A 21,425-nucleotide genomic window follows, 5' to 3' on the forward strand; every position below is an offset into this window, starting at 1 on the left:
CGGCGCTCCCCAGCACCCGGCCGGAAGCACCGAACGGAAGCACCGTACGGCGCCCGCGGCGCGGAGCAGCACACCGCGCCGGGGACCCCGGAGCCGCCGTCCCCGGATCCGTGGCGCCCGCGCTCCGGAGGGGAACGACGCGGACCGGGCACCGGACGCTCATGGAACGTACACGGGAAACCGAGTACGCTACCGCAGTCGGCCCTCCCGTCCGGGGCCCCGCCCGCACGGACGGCGCGCCAACGGCGGCGTTCACAGCCCCGCCCCCCGCGCGGAAGGGCACCGCGGGACGGCGCCGCAGAGGACCCCGCGACGGCGCGTGCCTCCCGTTCCGGTGTTCCGCGTGGGGTTGGCGTAGGGTCGGGTCCCCCGTCCCGCTCCCCCCACGCCCCGTCCGGGCCGCCCCACCGGGCGCGAAGCGCCCCCAGGACACCCATGAGAGTCTGGAGCACACGTCAGGTGACCGCACACACCGATCCGGGGACCGCCCGGTCCCGGCGCCGCCGCACCGCCGCCGCGGCGCTGGCCCTCGGGCTCCTCGCAACCCTCCCCTCGGCCCCGGCCGCGGCCGAGGCCCCCCAGGACCCGGTCTCGCTCGCGCAGGTCCACCCCTTCAAGGCCGACAGCCAGCCGTGCGCGGCCCCCGGCGGGGACGTCGTGGAGCAGACGCCCTGGACGCACCTCTTCCTCGGCCTGTCACGGGCCCACGACCTGAGCACCGGCGAGGGGGTGGGCGTGGCGCTGCTGGCCCCTGAGGTGGACGGCGGCGTCCCCGCGCTGACCGAGGCCGTGGAGGGAGGGCAGTCCGCCGACTGCCTGGGGTTCGGCACGTCACTGGCCGGGGTGCTCGCCGCCCGGCCCGTGGAGGGCAGCGGCCTGGTCGGGGTGGCCCCGGGCGCGTCGGTGACGGCCGTGGCCACCGGCAGTCCCCAGACAGGCATGGTCTCCCCGCAGGAGATCGCCGCCGGTATCGGGACCGCGGTGGAGGCCGGGGCCCGGGTGGTCCTGGTGGGTACAGGCACGTGGGAGGGGTCGCAAGCCCTGGAGTCGGCGGTGGCCGCCGCCGAGGAGGCCGATGCGCTCGTGGTGGCCCCCGCGACGGTCCCCACCTCACGGGGACCGCTGCCCGGCCAGCCCGCCCAGCACGCGTCTGTGCTGAGCGTGGCCGCGCACGACGTGGAGGGTCTCCCCGTGGCCCAGGGGCCGCTGATCCTGCCCAGCGGGGACCTGGCACGTGTGGACCTGACCGCGCCGGGCGACCGGGTGGTGGGGACCGGCCCGGGCGGCGGCCACGTGGCCATCGCGGGCGACGGCGTGGCCGCGGCGTTCGCGGCAGGGGCCGCGGCGCTGCTGATGGCACGGGAACCGGACCTGAGCGCCGAGCAGGTGCGCGAACGCCTGACGACCACGGCCTACTCCTCTCCCCTCGGGGGAGCGGACCCGCTGACGGGACACGGCAGGCTCGACCCGCTGGCGGCGATGGCCATCGCCCCGGGCGGTGACCCCGCCGGGGTGGCGGGTGAGGGGTTCGTACCCGATCCCTCCACCTACGGTTCGGTGGACGCGCCGTCCACGGTCGCCGTCGTGTCCGTCGCACTGCTGCTCATAGTGCTGTGCGGCTTGGGCGGGGCGGTGATCAAGCTCGGACGCGCGCGCGGGTGGCGCCCCGCCGCAGCGGGCGATCCGGTGCCGATGCGCTCCGAGGAGCCGGTGCGCTGACGCGCGGGAGGGGAGTCCGGCGCGCCGGACTCCCCTCCGCGGCTGTGCTCCAGGAACCGTGCCCTCCCTCCCACGGCGGAGAGGGGGCGCCCGCCCCGCCGGAACCAGCCCGTGGCCGGCGGGTCGGGCGGGCCCCGATCACTCCTCGGCGCCCTCGGCGATGGCCAGTTGCACCTCCACCGGGTCGCGGCGCGAGATCCACAGGGCGCGCCCCGGGGGCATCGTCCGCGGCCGGATGTTGCCGAACAGCATGCCCTCCGACGACGGTGCGGACAACAGGATGCTGGGCGTGTTGGAGTCGATGAGCGACCGGATGACGGGGTCGCCGGAGGCCCGGCCGAAACCGCCCGCCGCGTGCACGAGCACCACGTGCAGGCCGATCTCCGCGCCCTGGCTGAGCATCGGCAGCAGCGGGGTCAGCGGGTTGGGGCCGCTTCCGGAGACCATCTCGAAGTCGTCGATGAGGACGAACAGCTCGGGACCGGTCCACCAGTCGCGCTTGCGGATGCGGTCGGGCGTGATGTCGGGCCCGGGCAGACGCGCCTTCATGGCCTGGGCGGCGGCGGCCATCATCTCCTTGACGTTGTCACTCGACACCGCGTAGCCGAGCTGCATCTCCTTGGGCACGGCGTCGTAGAGCTGGCGGCGCTGGTCGGCGAGCACGACCCTGGCGGTGGTCGGACCGTAGTGGCTGCGGATCGCGTTGGTGATGTGGCGCACCAGCGTGGTCTTGCCCGTCTCCGTGTCGCCGACCACGAGCAGGTGCGGGGTGACACCGAAGTCGTGCCAGAACGGCTGCATCCGGCGGCTCTCCAGACCCATGGGCACCTTGAGGCCGTTGGCCTTGGTGAGCTTGGGCTCGGGCAGCTCACGGGCGTGCAGGATCGGGGGCAGTGTGCGCACAGCGGGCGCGGACGGGCCGTCCCAGGCGGCGCGCACGCGCTCGACGAGCTCGGTCATGCCCTCGGACAGCGTGACGGAGTCGGCGTGGCCGTCCGCGCGGGGAAGTCCGGTGAGCAGGTGGTGCTTGGTGTCGGTGATGCCGCGGCCCGGCACGCGGGGCACCGTCTGCGCGGCGCGCATGTGGACCATGGAGTCGACGGGGTCGCCCATGCGCAGTTCGAAGCGGGTGCCCATCAGGTCGCGGACCGAGGTGTGGAAGTCGGCCCAGCGCGGGGAGGCGACCACGACGTGCACGCCGTAGTTGAGACCGCGCTGCACGAGCTGGACGATGGGGCCCACCAGGTCCGCGTAGTCCTGCCGGATGGTGCCCCAGCCGTCGATGACGAGGAAGACGTCACCGTGGGGCTGGTCGGCGAACTCCCCGGCGGCGCGGCGCCTGCGGTAGGTGCCCATGGAGTCGATGCCGTTCTCGGCGAAGAAGACCTCACGCTTGGTGAGGATCTCGTTCATCTCCATGATGGTGCGGGTGATGCGCCGCTCGTCGGTGCGGGTGACGACGCTGCCCATGTGGGGCAGGGACTTGAGCGAGGTCAGCACGCCGCCGCCGCAGTCGATCCCGTAGAACTGGACCTGGGCGGGGGTGTTGCAGACCGCGAGGGTGAGGAGGAGCGTGGCCAGCATGGTGCTCTTGCCGCTCTGGGGGCCGCCCGCGATGCCGACGTGTCCCCCCGCGCCGGACAGGTCGGCGACCAGGGGCAGGCGCTTGTGCTCGAAGGGGCGGTCGATGATCCCCAGCGGCACGCGCAGGGTCGTCTCCTTCTTCCAGGCCAGACCGCCCTCGGGAAGCCGGGTGCCGACCATGGCGAGCAGCTCGTCCACGAGCGGCGGCACCTCGAGGGGAGGCAGCCAGACCTCGCGTGCGGCGGGCCCGAGGTCGTCCATGCGCGCCAGCGCGGTCGCCAGGAGGGACTCGCTGGTCTCCTCCAGCTGGACCTCGGGCTCTTCGGGTTCGGGGACGGCCGCGGACACGGCGGTGTCGGCGAAGAGCACCACCTCGCCGCCGACCGTGTTCCTGCGGGCGGCGCGGCGCTTGACGCGGTAGGGACCGGAGACGTAGGCGGCCTTGAACCGGGTGAGGGTCTCGGTGTCGGTCTTGAGGTAGCCGTTGCCGGGGGCGGAGGGGAGCTGGTGGGCGTCGGGGACGCCGAGCACCCCGCGGCTCTCGATGGCGGAGAAGGTGCGCAGCGCGATCCGGTAGGACAGGTGGCCCTCCAGTTGGTGCATGCGGCCCTCGTCCAGGCGCTGGGAGGCCAGCAGCAGGTGGACACCGAGGCTGCGGCCCAGGCGGCCGATCATCACGAACAGGTCCATGAAGTCGCGGTGGGCCGCCAGCAGCTCGCTGAACTCGTCGACGACCACGAACAGCGTGGGCATCGGCTCCATGTGGGGGTTGGTCTCGCGCGCCCTCTCGTACTCCAGGGCGGAGCTGTAGTTGCCCGCGGCGCGCAACTGCTCCTGTCGGCGGACCAGCTCGCCGTGCAGGGCGTCCTGCATGCGGTCCACGAGGATGGCCTCGTCGGCGAGGTTGGTGATGAGCGCTGAGGTGTGCTGGAGCTTGTCGAGGCCGATGAAGGTCGCGCCGCCCTTGAAGTCGACGAGTACGAAGTTGAGGGTCTCGGGAGAGTGGGTCAGGGCCAGGCCGAGCACCAGGGTGCGCAGCAGCTCGCTCTTGCCCGAACCGGTGGCGCCGATGAGCATGCCGTGCGGCCCCATGCCGCCCAGCGCGGACTCCTTGAGGTCCAGTTCCAGCGGCGCGCCGTCGGAGTTCATGCCGATCGGCACGCGCAGCCGGTCCTTCTCGTGCAGCTCGCTCCACATGCGCTCGGTGTCGTGCCGGTGCAGGTCGGGGATGCCGAGGAGGGTGGTCAGCTCGAAGTCTGTGGTGAGCGGCTCGGTGACCTCGACGACCATGCCGATCCGGTAGGGCGAGAGCAGGCGGGCCAGGGACGCGGCGCGGTTCAGGCTCAAGGAGTCGGGCCTGCCCAGCACCTCCTCGGTGTCGCGGCCGCTGTGGTCGCGGGAGAGCATCACCAGGCGCTCGGGCTCCACCCGCAGGGCCAGGGTGTAGGGGTCGTCCTCGGGGGGCATCGGGTCGGCGACGTCGACGACGACCGCGTTGCGGTAACCGCCGCCCAGCATGCGCGAGCCCGGGGGGACGCGTCCGCCGTCCACGACGACGACGGTGAAGGGCTCCTCCCGGCTGGGGGCGGCGGTGGGGTCGAAGCGCGGGCGGTCCGCCAGGTCGGGGACTAGCTGTTCGAGTTCCATCGCGTCCGTGCACAGCAGCCGGGCCTGACCCGCGCCGTCGCGGGCGGTGGGGTGCTGGCTGTGGGGCAGCCACTTGGCCCACGACCACAGCGGCAGCGCCTCCTCCGAGCAGCACACGGCCACGCGCAGTTCGTCGTGGGCGTGGAAGACGGCGAGCTGGCCGACGAGCGCGCGGACGAGGCCCCGGCTGGTGTCCAGGTCGCCGCGCATGGTGATGCGGGAGTAGCCGCGCAGGTAGATCTGGACCGGCTGGTCCTCGACGGTGCCGTAGGCGCGGATGAAGCGGCGCAGGGCGTGGGCGCTGAGGGGTTCGAGGTCCTCCACCGGTTTGGAGGAGACCGGGGAGATGGTCATGGACAGTGCCTGCTCGCCGACGGCCATGCGCGCCTCGGCGAAGTCGTCGTCGGTCCCCCTGCGCTCCCACAGCCGGGAGGTGCGCACGATCGACCACAGGGCGTCGGGGTGGGGCGCCCTCCACAGCATCGCGTCCCGCTGCTCGGTGACCACGCTCCGCAGGCGGGTGCGCATCTGCTTGAGGTAGCGCAGGTAGTCGCGGCGGTCGTCGTTGAGCTGGCGGCGGCGCTCCAGCATGCCGCGCAGGTACTGGCCGCCGAGCATCGCGACGGCTCCCACGAGCATCATGCCACCCGCGATGTAGGGCATGATGCTGCTGCCGCCCCCCATACGGCCGGGACTCATGATCATCAGGAGCATCGCCATCGACGTCATCGCCATCGGCAGGTACATGAACACCGCCGAAACGTTCGCCTGCGGTTCGGGCAGCTCCGGGGGCTCCTGGAGGCTGACCTCACCCGACGGCAGGTCCGGCCCGGGGCGCCGCGGAGGGCGCCGGACGAGGATGGTACTCACAGGACGGGGTCCTCACCTTGCAGGGGGCGACAGGGACTGGCCGGCACCGCTCCGGCACCGGGACCGCAACCAGTATCCGGAATCGGGGACCGAAACCAGAACACTACCGTTGCCAACTAAAGTGACAGATACCAAAATTTAAAACAACGCACCTCCAAAATGGGTCGTCGGAGTGTTACCGTCACTTCCACCCCTGTCACGACCCCGCCTCATGATGGGCCCCCACCGGATGAACGATGTCGCCTCCCCGGACCTGTGCCGGTTGCTGATCCGCGCTCCCGAGCGTTCCTTCGAGATCGCCGCGCCGACCGAGGTCCCCCTCTCCGAGATCCTGCCCACGCTCGTGCTGTACGCCGAGGGTGACAACGGCGAGGACCTGGACGAGAGCGGTCTGGAGCACGACGGCTGGGTCCTCCAGCAACTGGGCGACGAGCCCTTGGAGGAGGACGAGACCCTCCGCTCCCTGGGACTCTGCCACGGAGAGACCCTCTACCTGCGGCCACGGCGCGACCAGCTGCCGCCGGTGCACTTCGACGACCTGACCGACGGCGTAGCCACCGGCATGGGCGAGCGCGCCGACCGGTGGCGCCCCGAGGCCACACGGGTCCTGCTCCAGACGCTGGGCCTGGTGGTGCTGTTCACCGGACTGGCCGTCCTGGTCAGCGGTGGCCCCGGCCTCCTGACGGCCGTGTCTGCCGCGTGCTCGGCGCTGCTGATGCTGCTGTCGGCGTGGGCGGCCTCGCGGGCCATGGGCGACCTGGCCGCCGCCACCGGTCTGGCCGCGGCGGCCAGCCTGTACATGGCGGTGGCCGGCGCGTCCGTGCCCTCCGGTGACGCCGGCACCGCGCTGACCGGAGCGCGCGTCCTGACGGGCGCGGTGACCGCCGCAGGGGCCAGCGTGCTCGGCCTGGCGGCGGTCGCGGGCTCCGTGCCCTTCTTCGTCGGCCTGTTCACCGCCGAGGTCCTGTGCGCGCTGGGCGCCCTGGCCCTGATGTTCATCCCCGGTGCGACCGTCCCCGCGGTGGCGGCTCTGGTCGCGCTCATGGCGCTGCTGCTGGGCACGTTCGCTCCCCAGCTGGCCTTCCGGCTGTCCGGCCTGAAGCTGCCGCCGCTGCCGTCCAACCCCGAACAGCTCCAGGAGGGCATCGATCCCTACCCGGCGCGCGGGGTACTGGACCGGGCCGAACTGGCCGACCGCTTCCAGACATCCCTGTACGCGTCCACCGGCGCGGTCCTGGCCGTCTGCCTGGTCGTGCTCGGCGCCTCTCCCGGATGGATACCGATCACCCTGTGCGTGATCGTGTCACTGGTGATGCTGCTGCAGTCGCGGGGACTGGCCAGCGCCTGGCAGCGGGCCTTCGTGGTCGCCCCGCCCTGGATCGGGCTGACCGCGCTGGTCCTGGTCCTGGTGTGGACCGCCGAGCCCCTGCCCCGCACCCTGGCCCTGGTGGGCCTGTTCGCCGCGTCCGCGATCCTGGCCGTGGTGTCGTGGAACCTGCCGGGCACACGGCCGCTGCCGCATTGGGGCCGGGCCGCGGAGATCATCCAGTCGCTGCTGACGGTGGCCATCGTGCCCCTGGTCCTGGCGATCTTCGGCGTGTTCTCGCTCCTGCGCGGAATCGGCGGCTGACATGCAGTCACGTCGCGACAGGGTGATGGCCCACAACTTCACCGTGGGCCGACTGGGCACGGCCATGCTGGAGGGCGACCCCGACGCGGTCGACGCGCCCATGCGCCGGACCCGTACCGGCACCTACATCGGCATCGCGATCGGCGCCGTGCTGTGCATCGGCTTCCTCGTGTTCGGCCTCATCTTCCCCGGAGGCGCGACCAGCTGGCGGGAGGAGGGCCGGCTGATCGTGGACCGCGACACCGGCGCCTCCTACGTGTACTCCGCCGGGGTGCTGCGCCCCGTGGCCAACGGCGCCTCCGCCCGTCTGATCCAGGGCGCCGACGCCGCGGTGAGCCTGGTCTCGGCCAAGTCCCTGGAGGGCGTGCCCGTGGGCGGGCCCGTAGGGATCGCCGGAGCGCCCGACTCCCTTCCCACGGAGGCGGGCCTGGAGGAGGCGGTCTGGCGGGTGTGCGCGCTGCGGCCCGAGGACGAGGAGGGCGAGCTCGGACGTACGGCTCTGGTGGTCGGCACCGCGCCCGCCCCGTTCCACCCGTCCGCCGAGCAGGCGGTGCTGGTCTCAGGTCCGGACGGGGGCCAGCACCTGCTGTGGAACGGTACCCGGCTGCGCCTGGACACGGAGGGCGGCGCCGTCCAGGCCCTGGGCTACGGGACGAGCAGCGCCCTGCCCGTCACCTCGGCGTTCCTCAACACCGTGCCCACCGGCCCGGACCTGACCGCGGTCGAGGTTCCGGGCGCCGGTGAGGACGGCGGAGAGATGGCGGGCGAGCCCCGGCTGGTGGGACAGGTGTTCGCGGTGTCCACCCCGGGCCAGAGCGACCAGCACTACCTCCTCACCCGGGACGGCCTGGTCCCCCTCTCCGTGACGCAGGCCCTGCTGCTGCTGGCGGATCCCGACGTCGCGGACGCCGCCTACCCCGACGCCCCTGCCGAGGCCCTGCCGCTGCCCGCGGGCGAGGCGCACACGAGGCTCTCCGACGCTCAGGGGCCGCGCGAGGAGCGCCACCCCGAGACCCCGCCGGAGCTGGTGGGGACCGGAGCGGGCGCGCCGTGCCTGAGACTGGCCCCGGACGGCTCGCTGTCGCTGTCCGTAGACGACCCCGCCGGGGTGGAGGCGTGGCCGGTCCAGGAGCGGCCCGGGATCGCTCCGGGATGTCCGACCCCCGACCTGGTGGGCATCGCCTCCGGCCGGGGTACGCTCGCCGCGGCCCGACCCGTGGGCGGCGGTGGAGGCGCCACCACCCACTACCTCGTCACCGACAGCGCGGCGAAGTACCCGGTGGTCGACGAGACCGCCCTGACCTCACTCGGGTACGAGGCGGCCCAGGCCGTCCCCGTCCCGACCTCCCTCCTGAGGCTGCTGCCCTCCGGTCCGGTGCTCGACCCGGACGCGGCTGCCCTCCCCCTCGCGTCCTCGTCCGTGGTCGAGGACGCAGGATGTCCCTGATGGAAAGAACCGAGGAGAGTCCGTGAACCAGAGGACGAGGACTACAGACGAGGCCGAGCGCATCGCCCAGGAGGCGATGACCGAGGCCCACAGCAACTGCAACACCATCTACACCAACGTGGACAACACACGTGACAAGCTGCGTATGTCCTGGCAGGGCGCGGCCTCCAACAGGTACAGCGAGGCGGTCGTCGGCTGGCTGGAGGAGCTGCGGCTCATCACCAACGACATGAACCAGATGATCGGCACCTTCGGCGGCACCGTCCACGCGATGCACGCCACGGAGGACGCGGCCATCATCACCGGTTCGCGGTGGATGAACGAGCTCAACCCGAACCAGTCCGGCTGAGGCAGGACAGCCGCTTCCAACCGAACCAGCCCCTCTCCGGAAGGCGAGACCATGAGCATCAACGGTTTCGACGTCAGCTACGCCTACGTCGACGAGGCCACCAGCGAACTGCGCACACAGACGCAGGCCGTGCAGAACCAGATCGAGTCGCTCGACGCCCAGATGCAGACGGTCAAGGCCGAGCTCGAGGGCGCCATGGCCGCGGAGTACGACCGCAAGGTCGCCTCCTGGCGGGCCAACGTCGCCGACATGCAGCTCCTGCTGGGCAAGGCCGAGGCCGCCCTGAACGAGATCCGCAACAACTACTCCTCCACCGACGGGCGCGAGGCCATGAACTGGCAAGCGCTGCTGTAGTCCGCTCCCCCTCCCCCCGGGGCGGGCGGCCCACCACTCCCCTCGCGGCCGCCCGCCCCGCCCCCAACTCCGAAACCCCACACGAACAGCCGCCCTACGGGCGGTAAGGAGGTCCTGACGTGGAGTCCCCCCTCTTCGACTTCCGTGCTGCCCTGTCAGGGGAGGAGCCGGACCCGACCGAGGCCGAGGAGGCCACCCTCCTCCAAGAGCAGAACGCCGGCGCGAACCGGTCGGATTCGGCTCCGGTGAGCGTGGACCTGACCAGCGGCCTGCTCCTGCTGAGGCACGCCGGCTCCTCCGTGGAGGTGGACACCGCCACGCAGGAGGCGGTGCTCGACCCCGGCGATTCCGAGGTGACCGTCGGCGACGACGGAGTGATGCTGTTCGGTGCGCAGCGGTCGGAGGACAGCGCCTCCCCGCACCTGTTCGCCGGTCAGGACACCGAGCACGTCGTCGCGGTGTCCGCCCCCGAGGCCGAGGACCTCACCGAGCAGAGGGCACAGGACTTCGAGCCCCTGCGCGCCTCGGAGCCGACCGTCCCGCTCGAACCGAGCGTGCCCGTGGAGCCGGGCGTGCCCGCCGAACCGCGGATCATCTCCTCGAACATGTCCTCGGAGGAGACGGACGCCCTCGAAGGCGAGACGACGGCCCTGGTGACCGAGCCCCGAAACGAGGAGGAGCGGGAGGAGGAGCGGGACGCGACGCTGGAGTCGGACCGGGACCCCGCCGGAGAGCCTGACACCGGCGTGGAGCCCATCTCCGCCGACGCCGACGACCCCGAGTACGGCGAAACCGCCGGTGACGAGATCCCGGGGGCGCCGGTCGTGACCCTGGACCCCGAGACGGGTGTCACCACCGTCGAGGCGGGCGAGCTGAGGTTCGTCCTGGACTCGGACACCGGCACGATCGAGATCGAGCCCGGCGACAGGAACGTACCCCTCGACCCCGAGGCGGCACCGGTCACGATCGAGGCCGGACACCTGGGCCTGACCATCGACCCGGCGGAGGGCACCGTCGAGATCGAGACGGCCGGCCCGGGCGACGGTGAGGAGGCCCTGCCCACCACGATCGAGATCGGCGACCTGAAGCTCACCCTGGACCCCGAGACCGGCGAGGTCTCCTTCGACCCCGGCGACGGGCGGGTGGAGGTCGACCCCGAGACGGGTCTGATCACCGTCTCGGAGAAGGACGAGGACGGCGAAGAGGACGGCGGGAGCGAGGACAGGCCGGGCGGCGACGGCCCCGGTGAGGAGGAGACCCCCGGAGAGGACCGCCCCGACGGCGACGGCGGGGGCAAGGACAAGCCTGACGAAACCGGCCAGGATGACTCCTCCGAGCACGTGGAGAGCCACCACCCCGACCGCCCCGGCGGAACCGACCCGGGCGGCGGCGGAGCTCCGGGCACCCCTGTGGGCGGGACCACGCCTCCGGTCACGGACGAGACTCCGCGGGACGAACCCGAGCCCACCCCGGACGAGGACTCCGACGCCTCGGAGGAGACCCCCACCTCACCTCCGACCGAGAGCACGTCGCCCTCTGACGAGGACTCCTCCGACCCCGGGGAGGAGAGCGGTGGCGGTCCCGACGAGACCCACCCCATCGAGCCCGTCACCTCCGTCAAACCCGAAACCACCACCCAAGACGACGACGGAGACGACACCGAGGGCGGAGGCGACGGCGGAGGCGACGGCGGCGAGTCCCCCGAAACCCGCCCCTTCGACCCCGCGGTCATCACCGACCCGGAAACCACGACCACTCCGGAAGCCGAAGACGGCGGCGGCAGCCAGCCCCCCGACGAGACCCACCCCATCGAGCCCGTCACCTCCGTCAAACCCGAAACCACCACCCAAGACGACGACGGAGACGACACCGAGGGCGGAGGCGACGGCGGAGGCGACGGCGGCGAGTCCCCCGAAACCCGCCCCTTCGACCCCGCGGTCATCACCGACCCGGAAACCACGACCACTCCGGAAGCCGAAGACGGCGGCGGCAGCCAGCCCCCCGACGAGACCCACCCCATCGAGCCCGTCACCTCCGTCAAACCCGAAACCACCACCCAAGACGACGGCGGAGACGACACCGAGGGCGGAGGCGACGGCGGAGGCGACGGCGGCGAGTCCCCCGAAACCCGCCCCTTCGACCCCGCGGTCATCACCGACCCGGAAAGCACGACCGAGGACGAAGACGAGGGCGACGAGGACGAAGACGAGGAGGACGACGAGGAGGGCGACGAGGACGAGGAGGACGAGGAGGGCGACGAGGACGACGAGGACGAGGAGGGCGACGAGGACGACGAGGACGAGGAGGGCGACGAGGACGACGAGGACGAAGACGAGGGCGGCACGGACGACACCAAGGGCGAGGGAGACGGAAAGGGGGGCGACGGCAAGGGCGACAAAGGCACCAAGATCGACATGGAAGCGATAAATAAATTCCAGACCGATGTCGTGATCCCACTCATGGAAGACGTCGCAAGCCTGGAGACGCAATTCGCCCGCTACAACACCGAGGGCGGCTACCAGAGGCTCGGAAATCCTAATCTGTTCGAGCCGGCCGGTCTACTCACCCAAGAAATCGACGCTTCAATGGCCGAGTTCTCCAAGTTCATCACCGGACTGCAAAAAGAACTGCTGCAGATCGACAACCGACTCTCGGAAACAACTCGGAAATTCCTGGAAATCGAGGACGAGGCGAACCTCACTGCTCAGGATGTCCAAAATCTGATCTATTCGAACCAGAGCAGCTCTGGCGGCGGCGGTGGCGGCGGTGGTGGTGGCGGTGGTGGCGATGACGACGGCGAACAGGACGAGGACAGCACCGAGAACTAGGCCCTGAGCACAGCCCACGAGGGGAGGGAATAAGAGATGCCGGACAAGCCGGTTCACGAGATCCTGAACATCTTCGCCAATGAAAAAGGCGATTATGGAAAAATGGAGTCCATGGAGAAGCTCTTCGACTCCCCCTGGCTCGACCACGGGCGCTACCACTTCCACGAGACCACCGGTTTCAAGGACTGGACCGGCAGTGGCGACAAGAAAGTTGACCGCTGGTGGAAGCATGGGGAAACCCATACGTCGTACTTCACCGCCGGGTACACCTCCTACAGCTACGACTACACCGGTTATGACTACGCCGGCTACAACATGCAGAAAGAGGTATGGGGGGCCGACGAAGACGAACATGCTGAGGGCGGCGACCAGGTCGGGTTCCGCCAATCATTGAACAACCTGTCTTCCCTCGCCGATTACGCCACGAACAAACTGAAGTCCGACAACTGGGATCTCGACCGGCTACAGGCCACCATCGACCATCTGGACGACTTTCGGGATGCGATGAAGCCCTATATCGACGGGGAGGGCGGCGGTGTACTGAACAAGCTCTGGCAGGCGATCGACACCCCGGACGGCCCTATGAGGGGCTCGGCCGCAGCGGCGTACAAGTACCGCCTCATGGACCTGGCGCACCGCATGGAACATTTCTACAAGGCGGTGCCCAATCTCAAAGCTGGGCTGAAGAAGATCGTCGACGACCTGAAGAACCCCGCCATGGACCTCGCCGACGAAGTCCAGAAGGCTCTCAAAACGCGCGGGGGGCAGATCGGTGACGTGGTCGACGACTGGTACTTCCAAGTCTCCGCGGGGTCGGAGAAGTGGGTCGATCACCGGGACCAGTTCGACATCCTCATCATCCCGGCCGGGACCAACGCGGACGGGACGGAGCGGGGAGAGGTCCGCGGCATCGTCGGCGACGCCCCCACCGACACCAATGTCAACAACGCTCTGTACCAGAGGTTCCGTGACCACTACAAGGCCGTCCACGAGTACGCCAACAGCCTGTACACCAAGATGGAGACCACCTACGATGACGTCAAGACGGACCTGAAGCCCGTCGATGCTCCACCGCCGCTACCGACGGAGACGCCCACTCCAACAGGAGACGGCCCCGGAGGCGGCGATGACGACCTCGAAAAGTATCTCGAGGAGCTCTTCGGCGACGGAGAAGGCGACGGCGACGGCGACGGCGACGGCGGCCCCGACGAGATCGACCTCAGCGAACTCTTCGGTGACGGAGAAGGCGACGGCGGCCCGGACGAGATCGACCTCGACGACCTCTTCGGTGACGGAGAAGGCGACGGCGAGGACGGCCCCGGCAACGGCGAGGACGGCCCCGAACATGTCGACCTCAACGATGTCTTCGACGAACTGGGTATCGACCCGCCGTCGAACGAACAGGAACTCAACGGCCCCAACGGGCTGGGCGGCGGCCCCGACGGCCTCACCCCGCCGCCCCCGGTGAACCAGGAGATCGACAACCCCGGCGACACCCGGGGCGACGGCGGCCCCGAATCCTTCACACCGCCGCCGATCCCGCCGTCCCTCGGTCTCAACGGCCCCGGCTCCAACGGACCAGGCGACAGCCTGGGCAACAACGGCAGTCTGACACCACCGCCGGTCCCGCCGCCCCTGGGTCTCAACGGCCCCGGCTCCAACGAGCCCGGATTCAACAGCCCCGGCGACAACCTCGGCGAGAACGGGCCCATGGTCCCCCCGCCCATGCCCGTACCCCCGCCGCCCCTCGGCCTCAACGGCCCCGGCTCCGGCTCCGGCCGCCCACAGGGCTACGACGGTTCCCTGGAACGCGACCCGGCGACGGGGCTCCCGCTCAACCCCGAGACCGGCCAGCCCTACCCCATCGACTCCGAGACCGGACTGCCCTACAACCCCGAAACCGACCTGCCCATCAACTACGACCCCGAGACCGGGCAGGTCCTGCCCATCGACCCCGTCACCGGACAACCGGTCCCCGAAGGGGGCACCGGCAGTTCCCTGGAGTTCGACCCGGCGACGGGGCTCCCGCTCAACCCCGAGACCGGCCAGCCCTACCCCATCGACTCCGAGACCGGACTGCCCTACAACCCCGAAACCGACCTGCCCATCAACTACGACCCCGAGACCGGGCAGGTCCTGCCCATCGACCCCGTCACCGGACAACCGGTCGGCATCGACCCCGAGACCGGACTGCCTACGGACTACGACTACGGGAGCCAGGCACCCACGTTCACGCCCCCGCCCGACCTCGGGCTCAACGGTCCGGGCACCGGGCAGGACGGCTACGACTACGGGAACGGCGTGCCCACACCCCCGCCGGACCTCGGACTCAACGGGCCCGGCACCGGTGAGGACGTGCCGATCAACCCGATCACCGGCGAGCCCTACGTCATCGATCCGATCACCGGCAAGCCCTACCCGATCGACCCCGAGACCGGGGCGCCGATCACGAACGGCTTCGATGGTCTCGGCCCCTCGCAGCCGCGCCCCAGCGAGCTTCCGCCTCTGGAGTCGCCCGAGGACCTGGGCCTCAACTACGGCGGCCTCAGCCCCGCCTCCGGCCCCTACTCCAACGACGGTCCGGGAGCGCCGGACAGCTCCGACCGCTCCTCGCTGTTCGCCAACCCCGACGGCACCCAGTACCAGACGGGCGGCCCCAACGGCTCCTCCGGCGGGCAGGGCGCCCCTGGCGGCGCGGGAGGCCTGAACGGCCTGAACGGCCAGGGCGGCGCGGGAGCAGGCGCCGGCGGTGCGGGCGGCGGAATGGGCGGAATGGGCGGAATGCCGATGATGCCCCCCATGATGGGCGGTATGGGCGGCGGAATGGGCGGCGGCGGTGACAACAACCGCGACCGCCAGCGCTCCACGTGGCTCTCCGAGGACGAGAAGGTCTGGGGCACCACGGCCGACGCCCAGAAGTCCGCGCTGGGACGACCCGTCCCCGGCCAGAACAAGAAGGGAACACAGCGGCATGAGCTCGCAGATGCAGCGCCAGATGGAAGAGGAACTGGCACAGCTTCACAAGACGATGGACCGGCTGGCGGACGCAAGCGCAAGCCTGGAGTCGGCAACAGAAGAGGTCGTGGCCAAGAACAGGCTCGTGGGCGCGAAGGTGGACGCGACGGGGGAACTGGTTGAGCTGAAGTTCCACACCCAGGCCTACCGGGACATGGCCCCCACCGAGCTGGCCGCCGCCATCACCGAGGTGGTCAACAAGGCGCGGAGCCAGATGGCCGAGCGGGTCTCGGAGGCCTACGGCCCCTTCATGCCGGACATGGCGGGCGCGGAGGAGGTCATGCGCGGCGAACTCGACCCGCTCAAGCTGCTCGACCGGCTGGGCATCCCCTCCGACGACCCCAGGCAGTAGAGGACACCGACCGCCGCCGCCCGCGGCTGAGGACGAGGACACGGAGAGGAGACGTACATGGCGTCCGGCAACGACGGCTTCTTCGCCGACCCCGACGGCATGACCGGCAACAGCCAGAAAGTCCGTGAAGCGGCCGACTACGCCCGCGAGCTTCAGCAGTGGCTGGACGGCGAGCTGGCACCCCTGGAGCCCATCTGGGGCAAGGGAGACAAGTTCGCCAAGGAGATGGACAAGTCCCTGGGGGAGCTCAAGACCTCCCTCAGCGAGTTGGTGGGTCTCATCGCCACCGCGGCGGAGGACTCGAGCGACATCCTCCTGAAGACCACGGACAGCGTCGTCCGCACGGAGGAGAACAACACCAACCACGTCCCGGACCTGGACACCACGGGCGGACGCGGAGGACGCCGGTGACCACCGCCCCGGTACCCATGCCCCCGGGCCGCGGCCCGGGCCCCCTGAGAAGGAGTTGCGATGTCTGAGAACGCGCAGGCGCGCGGCGAGGACGGCCGTTCCGCGGCGGAGTCCGGGTTCCGCTCGGCCCTCTCCGGAGGTGCTGGCGCCACGGTCTCGGGCGGGGCGGAGGAGCCCGCACTGCCCGGCTCCCCCTCCCCGCCGAGGGAGGCCCCAGAGGGCGCGGTGGCGGCCGAGGCCGTCCAGGGCCCCCGGATCACCGGTGCCCTGAACGAACCCGCCGCCCCACAGGTACCGGAGGAGGCGCTGGACCGTCCGGGCAAGCCCGCCCTGGCGGGCGCGGCCATCGCGGGTCTGCTGCTGGTCGCCGCCCCCTTCGCCATGACGGCGGGGGTGCCCGGGGTGACCCTGGAGACGACACCGCTCGCCTCGGGCGCGGGCGGAGCGGACGCCCTCGGCGGTCAGACCTCGGACACCGCTGAGGCGGGGGCTTCCGCGGGCGGCGAGTCCGGGACCGTCGCGGCACCGGCGGACGCGGGCGCGGCGCCCGCGCCCCAGCAGGGCGCCGCCCCCCAGGAGACCGGCTACGTTCCCGAGGTGAGCGGGGACGCGGCCGGGACTCCGACGATGCCCGATCCGGGCACCGCCGCCGGGGGCGGTGAGGACCCCGTGGAGGCGGCCCCGGCCGCACGGGAGAACCCCGACACGGACGCCGACGCTGGCCTGGAGGCCGGGGAGGGCTCTCGCGAGGCCACCACGGCCGGGGAGCCGGACGACGCGGATTCCGCGACGGACGGAGAGCCGGGGACGGAGGGCGGCACGGCCGACGGCGCCGACGGCGCCGAGGGCGCCGGGGACGCCTCTGCCGGTGGCGCACCGGCGGAGGAGGGCGACTCGGCCGACGCGCCCGCCGGAGAGGAGGGCTCGGACGGGGCGGCCGGTGAGGACGCGCCAGCCCGGGGCGACGAGGGCGCCGGGACCTCCGGGGAGGGCGAGACCGACGGAGGAGCCGGGGATACCGCCGGAAACGGGGACACCGGCACCGGGAACGCTGGGAACGGCTCCGGCGGGCAGGAGATGAACTCCCCCCTCGCCGACACCGGCGGTTCCGGGGACACCGCCCGCGAGAACGGGGCCGCCGGGAACGGCGACGCCGCGGGCGGCGGTTCGGCTCCCGGCGACGGCCAGGTCGCCGACCCTCCGCCTTCGGAGGGCGGGGGCTCGGTCCTGGCGGACTCGGGCGCGATGGCGGGGGCCTCCGAGCAGGAGTCCTTCCTCGCCGTGGCGGGACCCGGCTGCAAGGACTCCCCCGGAGCCTCCTACGCGAACGAGGGGCGCTGGGACAGCGCGGAGGGCACCGCCAGTTGGGCCACCCGGCCCGGCGGGTACGCTCAGGAGGGCTGTGACGGCGGCTACGAGGCCCTTCCCGTCTCGGGCGACCCGGAACGGGGCAACGGCCAGTACGCCACCTGGACGTTCACCCCGGGAGAGGCGGGCGTGTCGTGCGAACTGTACGTACACGTGCCGGACGACGAGAGCCCGCTGTGGATCTCACCGGAGGAGGCGAAGTACCAGCTCTTCTCCGGGCCCTCGGCCGAGGGGTCGCCCGTGGCGGTCTTCGGGATCGACCAGGCGGGGATCCGGGGCGGCTGGGTGCAGGTGACCGGGTTCACCTCCCCCACGGAGGAGTTCACCGTCAAGCTCACCAACGCGGGGACCGACGCCCTCGCGGACAGGGAGCACGCCAGCTCGCACGTGGCCGCCTCGGCCGTGCGCGCGTCCTGCTCCTGACCCCACACCGGCGGGGCGGCTCCGGCCGCCCCGCCACCGCCCCTCCCCCGACTTAGGAAGACACCGATGACCAGGCAGCTCCTCACCGTCGACGCCGACGCTCAGGACGGGCACGCGACGATCACCGAGGCGGTCGAGGCCGCTGACAGCGGCGCCCTCATCACCATCGCCCCCGGTCGCTACGAGGAGAGCCTCGTCCTGCGCGACGTGGTCACCCTGATGGCCCGCGACGGCCTGGGCAGCGTGGAGATCACCACCGCCAGCGGCTGCGCCGTGGTCTCGGGCGCCGAGGCGGTCAAGCTGTCGGGGCTGGTCCTGCGCGGCCGCCACGCCGACTACCCCGCGGTGGACATCCCCCTCGGACAGCTGGAGATGGCCGACTGCGAGGTGGAGGGCGCCTCGTGGACCGCGGTGTCGGTGCGCGGCGAGGGAGCGCTCGCCATGCGCGACAGCCGCGTCACCTGCTCGGCGGGAGCGGGTGTGGTGATCACCTCCTCCGGACCGAGCGTCATCGAGGACTGCGTGGTCGAGGAGGTCGACACCAGCGCCGTGGTCATCGGCGAGCGGGCCCGCCCCACGGTCCGCTCCTGCGTGCTGCGCGACGCCGGGGGCAACGGGGTGTTCGCCAGCGGGCAGTCCGGGGGCACGATCAGCGACTGCGAGATCTCGGGAACGAAGAAGCCCGCCGTGGCGATGGAGGAGGGATCGGCCGCCTCGCTGCTGGGCACGCGCGTGCACGACACCGAGGGCGACGGTCTGGTGGTCTCCAGCAGGTCGCGGCCGGTGGTCGAGGACTGCGTGTTCGAGGACGTGGGCGGACGCGGCCTCACCGTGCACAACGGATCGGACCCGCAGGTGGCCCGGGTGCGGGTGGTGCGCGCCAAGGGCGTGGCCATCCACCTGTCGGGCCGGGCGCGCGGAACCTTCACCGAGTGCGAGGTGGAGGAGGCGGGCGGCGACGCCGTGCGCGCGGAGGAGCGCGCCTCCACCGCCTTCCTCGGCCTGGTCGTGCGCGGCGGGCAGGGGCTGAGCCTGGGCGGCGACAGCACCGTGGAGTTCGACCGCGGCCTGGTCAGCGGGACCGCCGGTCCCGGCGTGGTCGTCGAGCAGTGCGCCCCGTTCCTGCGCGCGACCGCGATCACCGGGACCAGGAGCCAGGGCGTGGTGTTCGGCAAGGGCGGGCGCGGACGCCTGGAGGACGTGACCCTGGAGCGCACCGGCAAGAGCGCGGTGTCGGTGGAGGAGGGCGGCGCGCCCCTGCTGACCGGCGTGCAGATCACCGGGAGCCGTGACGCCGGGATCTCGGTGGGCTCGGGCGCGTCCGCCGACGTGCGCGACTGCGACGTGTCCGAGTGCACGGGCGACGGCGTCGCCGTGCGGGCCGGGGGCAGGGCGACGGTGCTGCGCACCCGCGTCTACAACGGCCGCCGCAACGGCGTGCTGGTGGCGGCCAAGGCGAGCGCCACGCTGCGCCGGTGCGAGGTGTTCGGCAACGGCGCCGACGGCATCCTCGTGCACTCCGCCGAGGACGTGGCGGTGGAGGACTGCTCGGTGCGCGACAACGGCCGCTCCGGGCTGCGCCAGACCGTGGCCAGCCAGAGCATGCGCACGGAGGAGCTGCTCAGCCGCGGCAACGGGGCCCCGGACGCGTTCGGCGACCTGGCGGGCGCGCCCGTTCCGATGCCGGAGGCCCCCGTCTCCGAGGAGGGGGACGGGGAGGCCGAGGAGGTCGGCCCCATGATGGAGCTGGACCGGCTGGTGGGTCTTGCCGGGGTCAAGCACGAGGTCAAGACGCTCGTCACCCGCAACCAGATGGCCCAGCGCCGGGCGGAGATGGGCCTGCCCACGCCGCCCATGAGCCGCCACCTGGTCTTCGGCGGCGCGCCCGGTACGGGCAAGACCACCGTGGCGCGGTTGTACGGGCAGATCCTCGCCGAACTGGACGTGCTGCGCTACGGGCACGTGGTGGAGGTGGCCCGCGCCGACCTGGTCTCGCAGTACGTGGGCGGCACGGCGATCAAGACCACCGAGGTGTTCGAGCGGGCCAAGGGCGGCGTGCTGTTCGTCGACGAGGCCTACACGCTGGCCAACGGCAGCGAGGGCGGCGGCAGCGGCCCGGACTTCGGTCGGGAGGCCATCGACACCCTGGTCAAGCTCATGGAGGACCACCGCGACGAGGTCGTGGTGATCGTCGCGGGCTACACCGAGGAGATGCAGAGCTTCCTCGACAGCAACCCCGGCCTGGCCTCCCGGTTCAGCCGGACCATCGAGTTCACCAACTACTCGCCGGAGGAGCTGACGCAGATCGTGCGCAACATGTGCGTCTCCCACAGCTACCGGATGGCGGAGGAGACCGAGGCGGCCCTGCTCGCCCACTTCGAGCGGGTGCCCAAGGGACCCGCGTTCGGCAACGGCCGCGAGGCCCGCAAGCTGTTCGAGGAGATGATCGACCGCCAGGCGTTCCGGCTGGGCGGGAGCATCCCCGACAGCCCGGACTCGCTCACCCTCCTTCTGCCCGAGGACCTGGGAGAGGCGGCCGAGGAGGAGCAGCTCGGCGGCACGGCGGACGGGATCGCGGCCCTGCGCGAGGAGCTCAACGCCATGGTGGGCCTGGCCAGCGTCAAGGAGACCGTCAACGACCTGGCCAACCTGCTGCTGATGTCGCAGCAGCGGCGCGCCATGGGGCTCCAGGTGGCGCCGATGAGCCACCACCTGGTGTTCGCCGGTCCCCCCGGTACCGGTAAGACGACCGTGGCCCGTCTGTACGGCAAGCTCCTGCACGCCCTGGGGGTGCTGCGCGGCGACCACGTGGTGGAGGCGGCCCGGTCGGACCTGGTCGGGCGCTACGTCGGGCACACCGCCCAACTGACCGCCGAGGTGTTCGAGCGGGCCAAGGGCGGCGTCCTGTTCGTGGACGAGGCCTACTCGCTGGCGCCTCGGGGAGCGGGCAACGACTTCGGCCAGGAGGCCATCGACACCCTGGTCAAGCTCATGGAGGACCACCGCGACGAGGCGGTGGTCATCGTCGCCGGCTACACCAACGAGATGCAGCGCTTCCTCGACTCCAACCCCGGTCTGGCCTCGCGGTTCAACCACCAGGTGGAGTTCCCCGACTACAGCGACGACGAGCTGGTCACCATCGTCGAGCGGATGGCGAAGGGGTCGGGCTACACCTGCGGTGAGCAGACGACGGCGGCCCTGCACGAGCACTTCTCCGGGGTGGTCCGCGACGTGAACTTCGGCAACGCCCGCTACGCGCGCCAGGTGCTGGAGCGGATGATCACCCGGCAGGCGGGCCGCCTCGTCAACGGCGTCCAGAACGCCACCCGGGAGGACTTCACCACCCTGCTGCCCGAGGACATCCCGGCCCGCTGACCCCGCGCTGCGGGGGCGGGGCCGCCTCCCGGAGGGCGCCACGGGGGCCGTCC

At 71.7% G+C, this 21,425-nt stretch carries 12 protein-coding genes; 11 read left to right on the forward strand and 1 reads right to left on the reverse strand.

What is annotated here, in order from left to right; translation table 11 throughout:
- Positions 1-459 precede the first annotated feature (459 nt).
- Positions 460-1,719, forward strand: coding sequence for a S8 family serine peptidase (locus KGD83_RS19530; RefSeq protein WP_212640558.1), 1,260 nt, complete (start codon positions 460-462; stop codon positions 1,717-1,719).
- A 138-nt stretch (positions 1,720-1,857) separates the two neighbouring features.
- Here the strand turns inward: KGD83_RS19530 and eccCa are convergent, their stop codons facing one another.
- Positions 1,858-5,820, reverse strand: a complete 3,963-nt coding sequence (gene eccCa, locus KGD83_RS19535) for a type VII secretion protein EccCa (protein WP_212640559.1) — start codon at positions 5,818-5,820, stop codon at positions 1,858-1,860.
- Positions 5,821-6,031: 211 nt separating this feature from the next.
- On the opposite strand from eccCa, the gene eccD reads away from it, so the two are divergent.
- The 10 genes from eccD (at position 6,032) to KGD83_RS19580 (ending at position 21,372) form a co-directional block, all read left to right on the forward strand.
- Entirely contained in the window at positions 6,032-7,450 is a 1,419-nt protein-coding gene (eccD, locus tag KGD83_RS19540; protein ID WP_212640560.1) for a type VII secretion integral membrane protein EccD, read from the forward strand.
- Position 7,451: 1 nt separating this feature from the next.
- Positions 7,452-8,897: a type VII secretion protein EccB gene (gene eccB, locus KGD83_RS19545; RefSeq protein WP_212640561.1), complete on the forward strand. Its 1,446-nt coding sequence runs from the start codon at positions 7,452-7,454 to the stop codon at positions 8,895-8,897.
- 22 nt (positions 8,898-8,919) lie between these two features.
- Positions 8,920-9,246, forward strand: a complete 327-nt coding sequence (locus KGD83_RS19550; protein WP_249351956.1) for a WXG100 family type VII secretion target — start codon at positions 8,920-8,922, stop codon at positions 9,244-9,246.
- Between the two features lie 51 nt (positions 9,247-9,297).
- On the forward strand, positions 9,298-9,600 hold the full coding sequence (locus KGD83_RS19555) for a WXG100 family type VII secretion target (protein ID WP_047871722.1): 303 nt from the start codon (positions 9,298-9,300) through the stop codon (positions 9,598-9,600).
- A 119-nt stretch (positions 9,601-9,719) separates the two neighbouring features.
- A complete protein-coding gene (locus KGD83_RS19560; RefSeq protein WP_212640562.1) occupies positions 9,720-12,428 on the forward strand; it encodes a prolipoprotein diacylglyceryl transferase in 2,709 nt (902 codons plus the stop codon).
- Between the two features lie 36 nt (positions 12,429-12,464).
- Positions 12,465-15,566: a hypothetical protein gene (locus tag KGD83_RS28785; RefSeq protein WP_249351957.1), complete on the forward strand. Its 3,102-nt coding sequence runs from the start codon at positions 12,465-12,467 to the stop codon at positions 15,564-15,566.
- On the forward strand, positions 15,457-15,795 hold the full coding sequence (locus KGD83_RS19565; RefSeq protein WP_249351958.1) for a YbaB/EbfC family nucleoid-associated protein: 339 nt from the start codon (positions 15,457-15,459) through the stop codon (positions 15,793-15,795). Before KGD83_RS28785 ends, KGD83_RS19565 begins: the two co-directional genes overlap by 110 nt.
- A 57-nt stretch (positions 15,796-15,852) precedes the next feature.
- On the forward strand, positions 15,853-16,206 hold the full coding sequence (locus tag KGD83_RS19570) for a hypothetical protein (RefSeq protein WP_212640564.1): 354 nt from the start codon (positions 15,853-15,855) through the stop codon (positions 16,204-16,206).
- Positions 16,207-16,266: 60 nt separating this feature from the next.
- The gene (locus KGD83_RS19575) at positions 16,267-17,997 is read left to right on the forward strand and encodes a hypothetical protein (protein WP_212640565.1); all 1,731 of its coding nucleotides are present in this window, start codon (positions 16,267-16,269) and stop codon (positions 17,995-17,997) included.
- Between the two features lie 66 nt (positions 17,998-18,063).
- The gene (locus KGD83_RS19580; protein ID WP_212640566.1) at positions 18,064-21,372 is read left to right on the forward strand and encodes a right-handed parallel beta-helix repeat-containing protein; all 3,309 of its coding nucleotides are present in this window, start codon (positions 18,064-18,066) and stop codon (positions 21,370-21,372) included.
- Positions 21,373-21,425: the final 53 nt, after the last annotated feature.

This window comes from Nocardiopsis akebiae, assembly GCF_018316795.1.
Classification (GTDB): Bacteria; Actinomycetota; Actinomycetes; order Streptosporangiales; family Streptosporangiaceae; genus Nocardiopsis; species Nocardiopsis dassonvillei.

Excerpts from the sequence above, each read along its gene's own strand:
- eccB (WP_212640561.1), top strand. The coding sequence starts at position 7,452 with ATGCAGTCACGTCGCGACAGGGTGATGGCCCACAACTTCACCGTGGGC.
- KGD83_RS28785 (WP_249351957.1), top strand. The coding sequence starts at position 12,465 with ATGCCGGACAAGCCGGTTCACGAGATCCTGAACATCTTCGCCAATGAA.
- KGD83_RS19570 (WP_212640564.1), top strand. The coding sequence starts at position 15,853 with ATGGCGTCCGGCAACGACGGCTTCTTCGCCGACCCCGACGGCATGACC.
- eccD (WP_212640560.1), top strand. The coding sequence starts at position 6,032 with ATGATGGGCCCCCACCGGATGAACGATGTCGCCTCCCCGGACCTGTGC.
- KGD83_RS19555 (WP_047871722.1), top strand. The coding sequence starts at position 9,298 with ATGAGCATCAACGGTTTCGACGTCAGCTACGCCTACGTCGACGAGGCC.
- KGD83_RS19565 (WP_249351958.1), top strand. The coding sequence starts at position 15,457 with ATGGACCGGCTGGCGGACGCAAGCGCAAGCCTGGAGTCGGCAACAGAA.
- KGD83_RS19575 (WP_212640565.1), top strand. The coding sequence starts at position 16,267 with ATGTCTGAGAACGCGCAGGCGCGCGGCGAGGACGGCCGTTCCGCGGCG.
- KGD83_RS19580 (WP_212640566.1), top strand. The coding sequence starts at position 18,064 with ATGACCAGGCAGCTCCTCACCGTCGACGCCGACGCTCAGGACGGGCAC.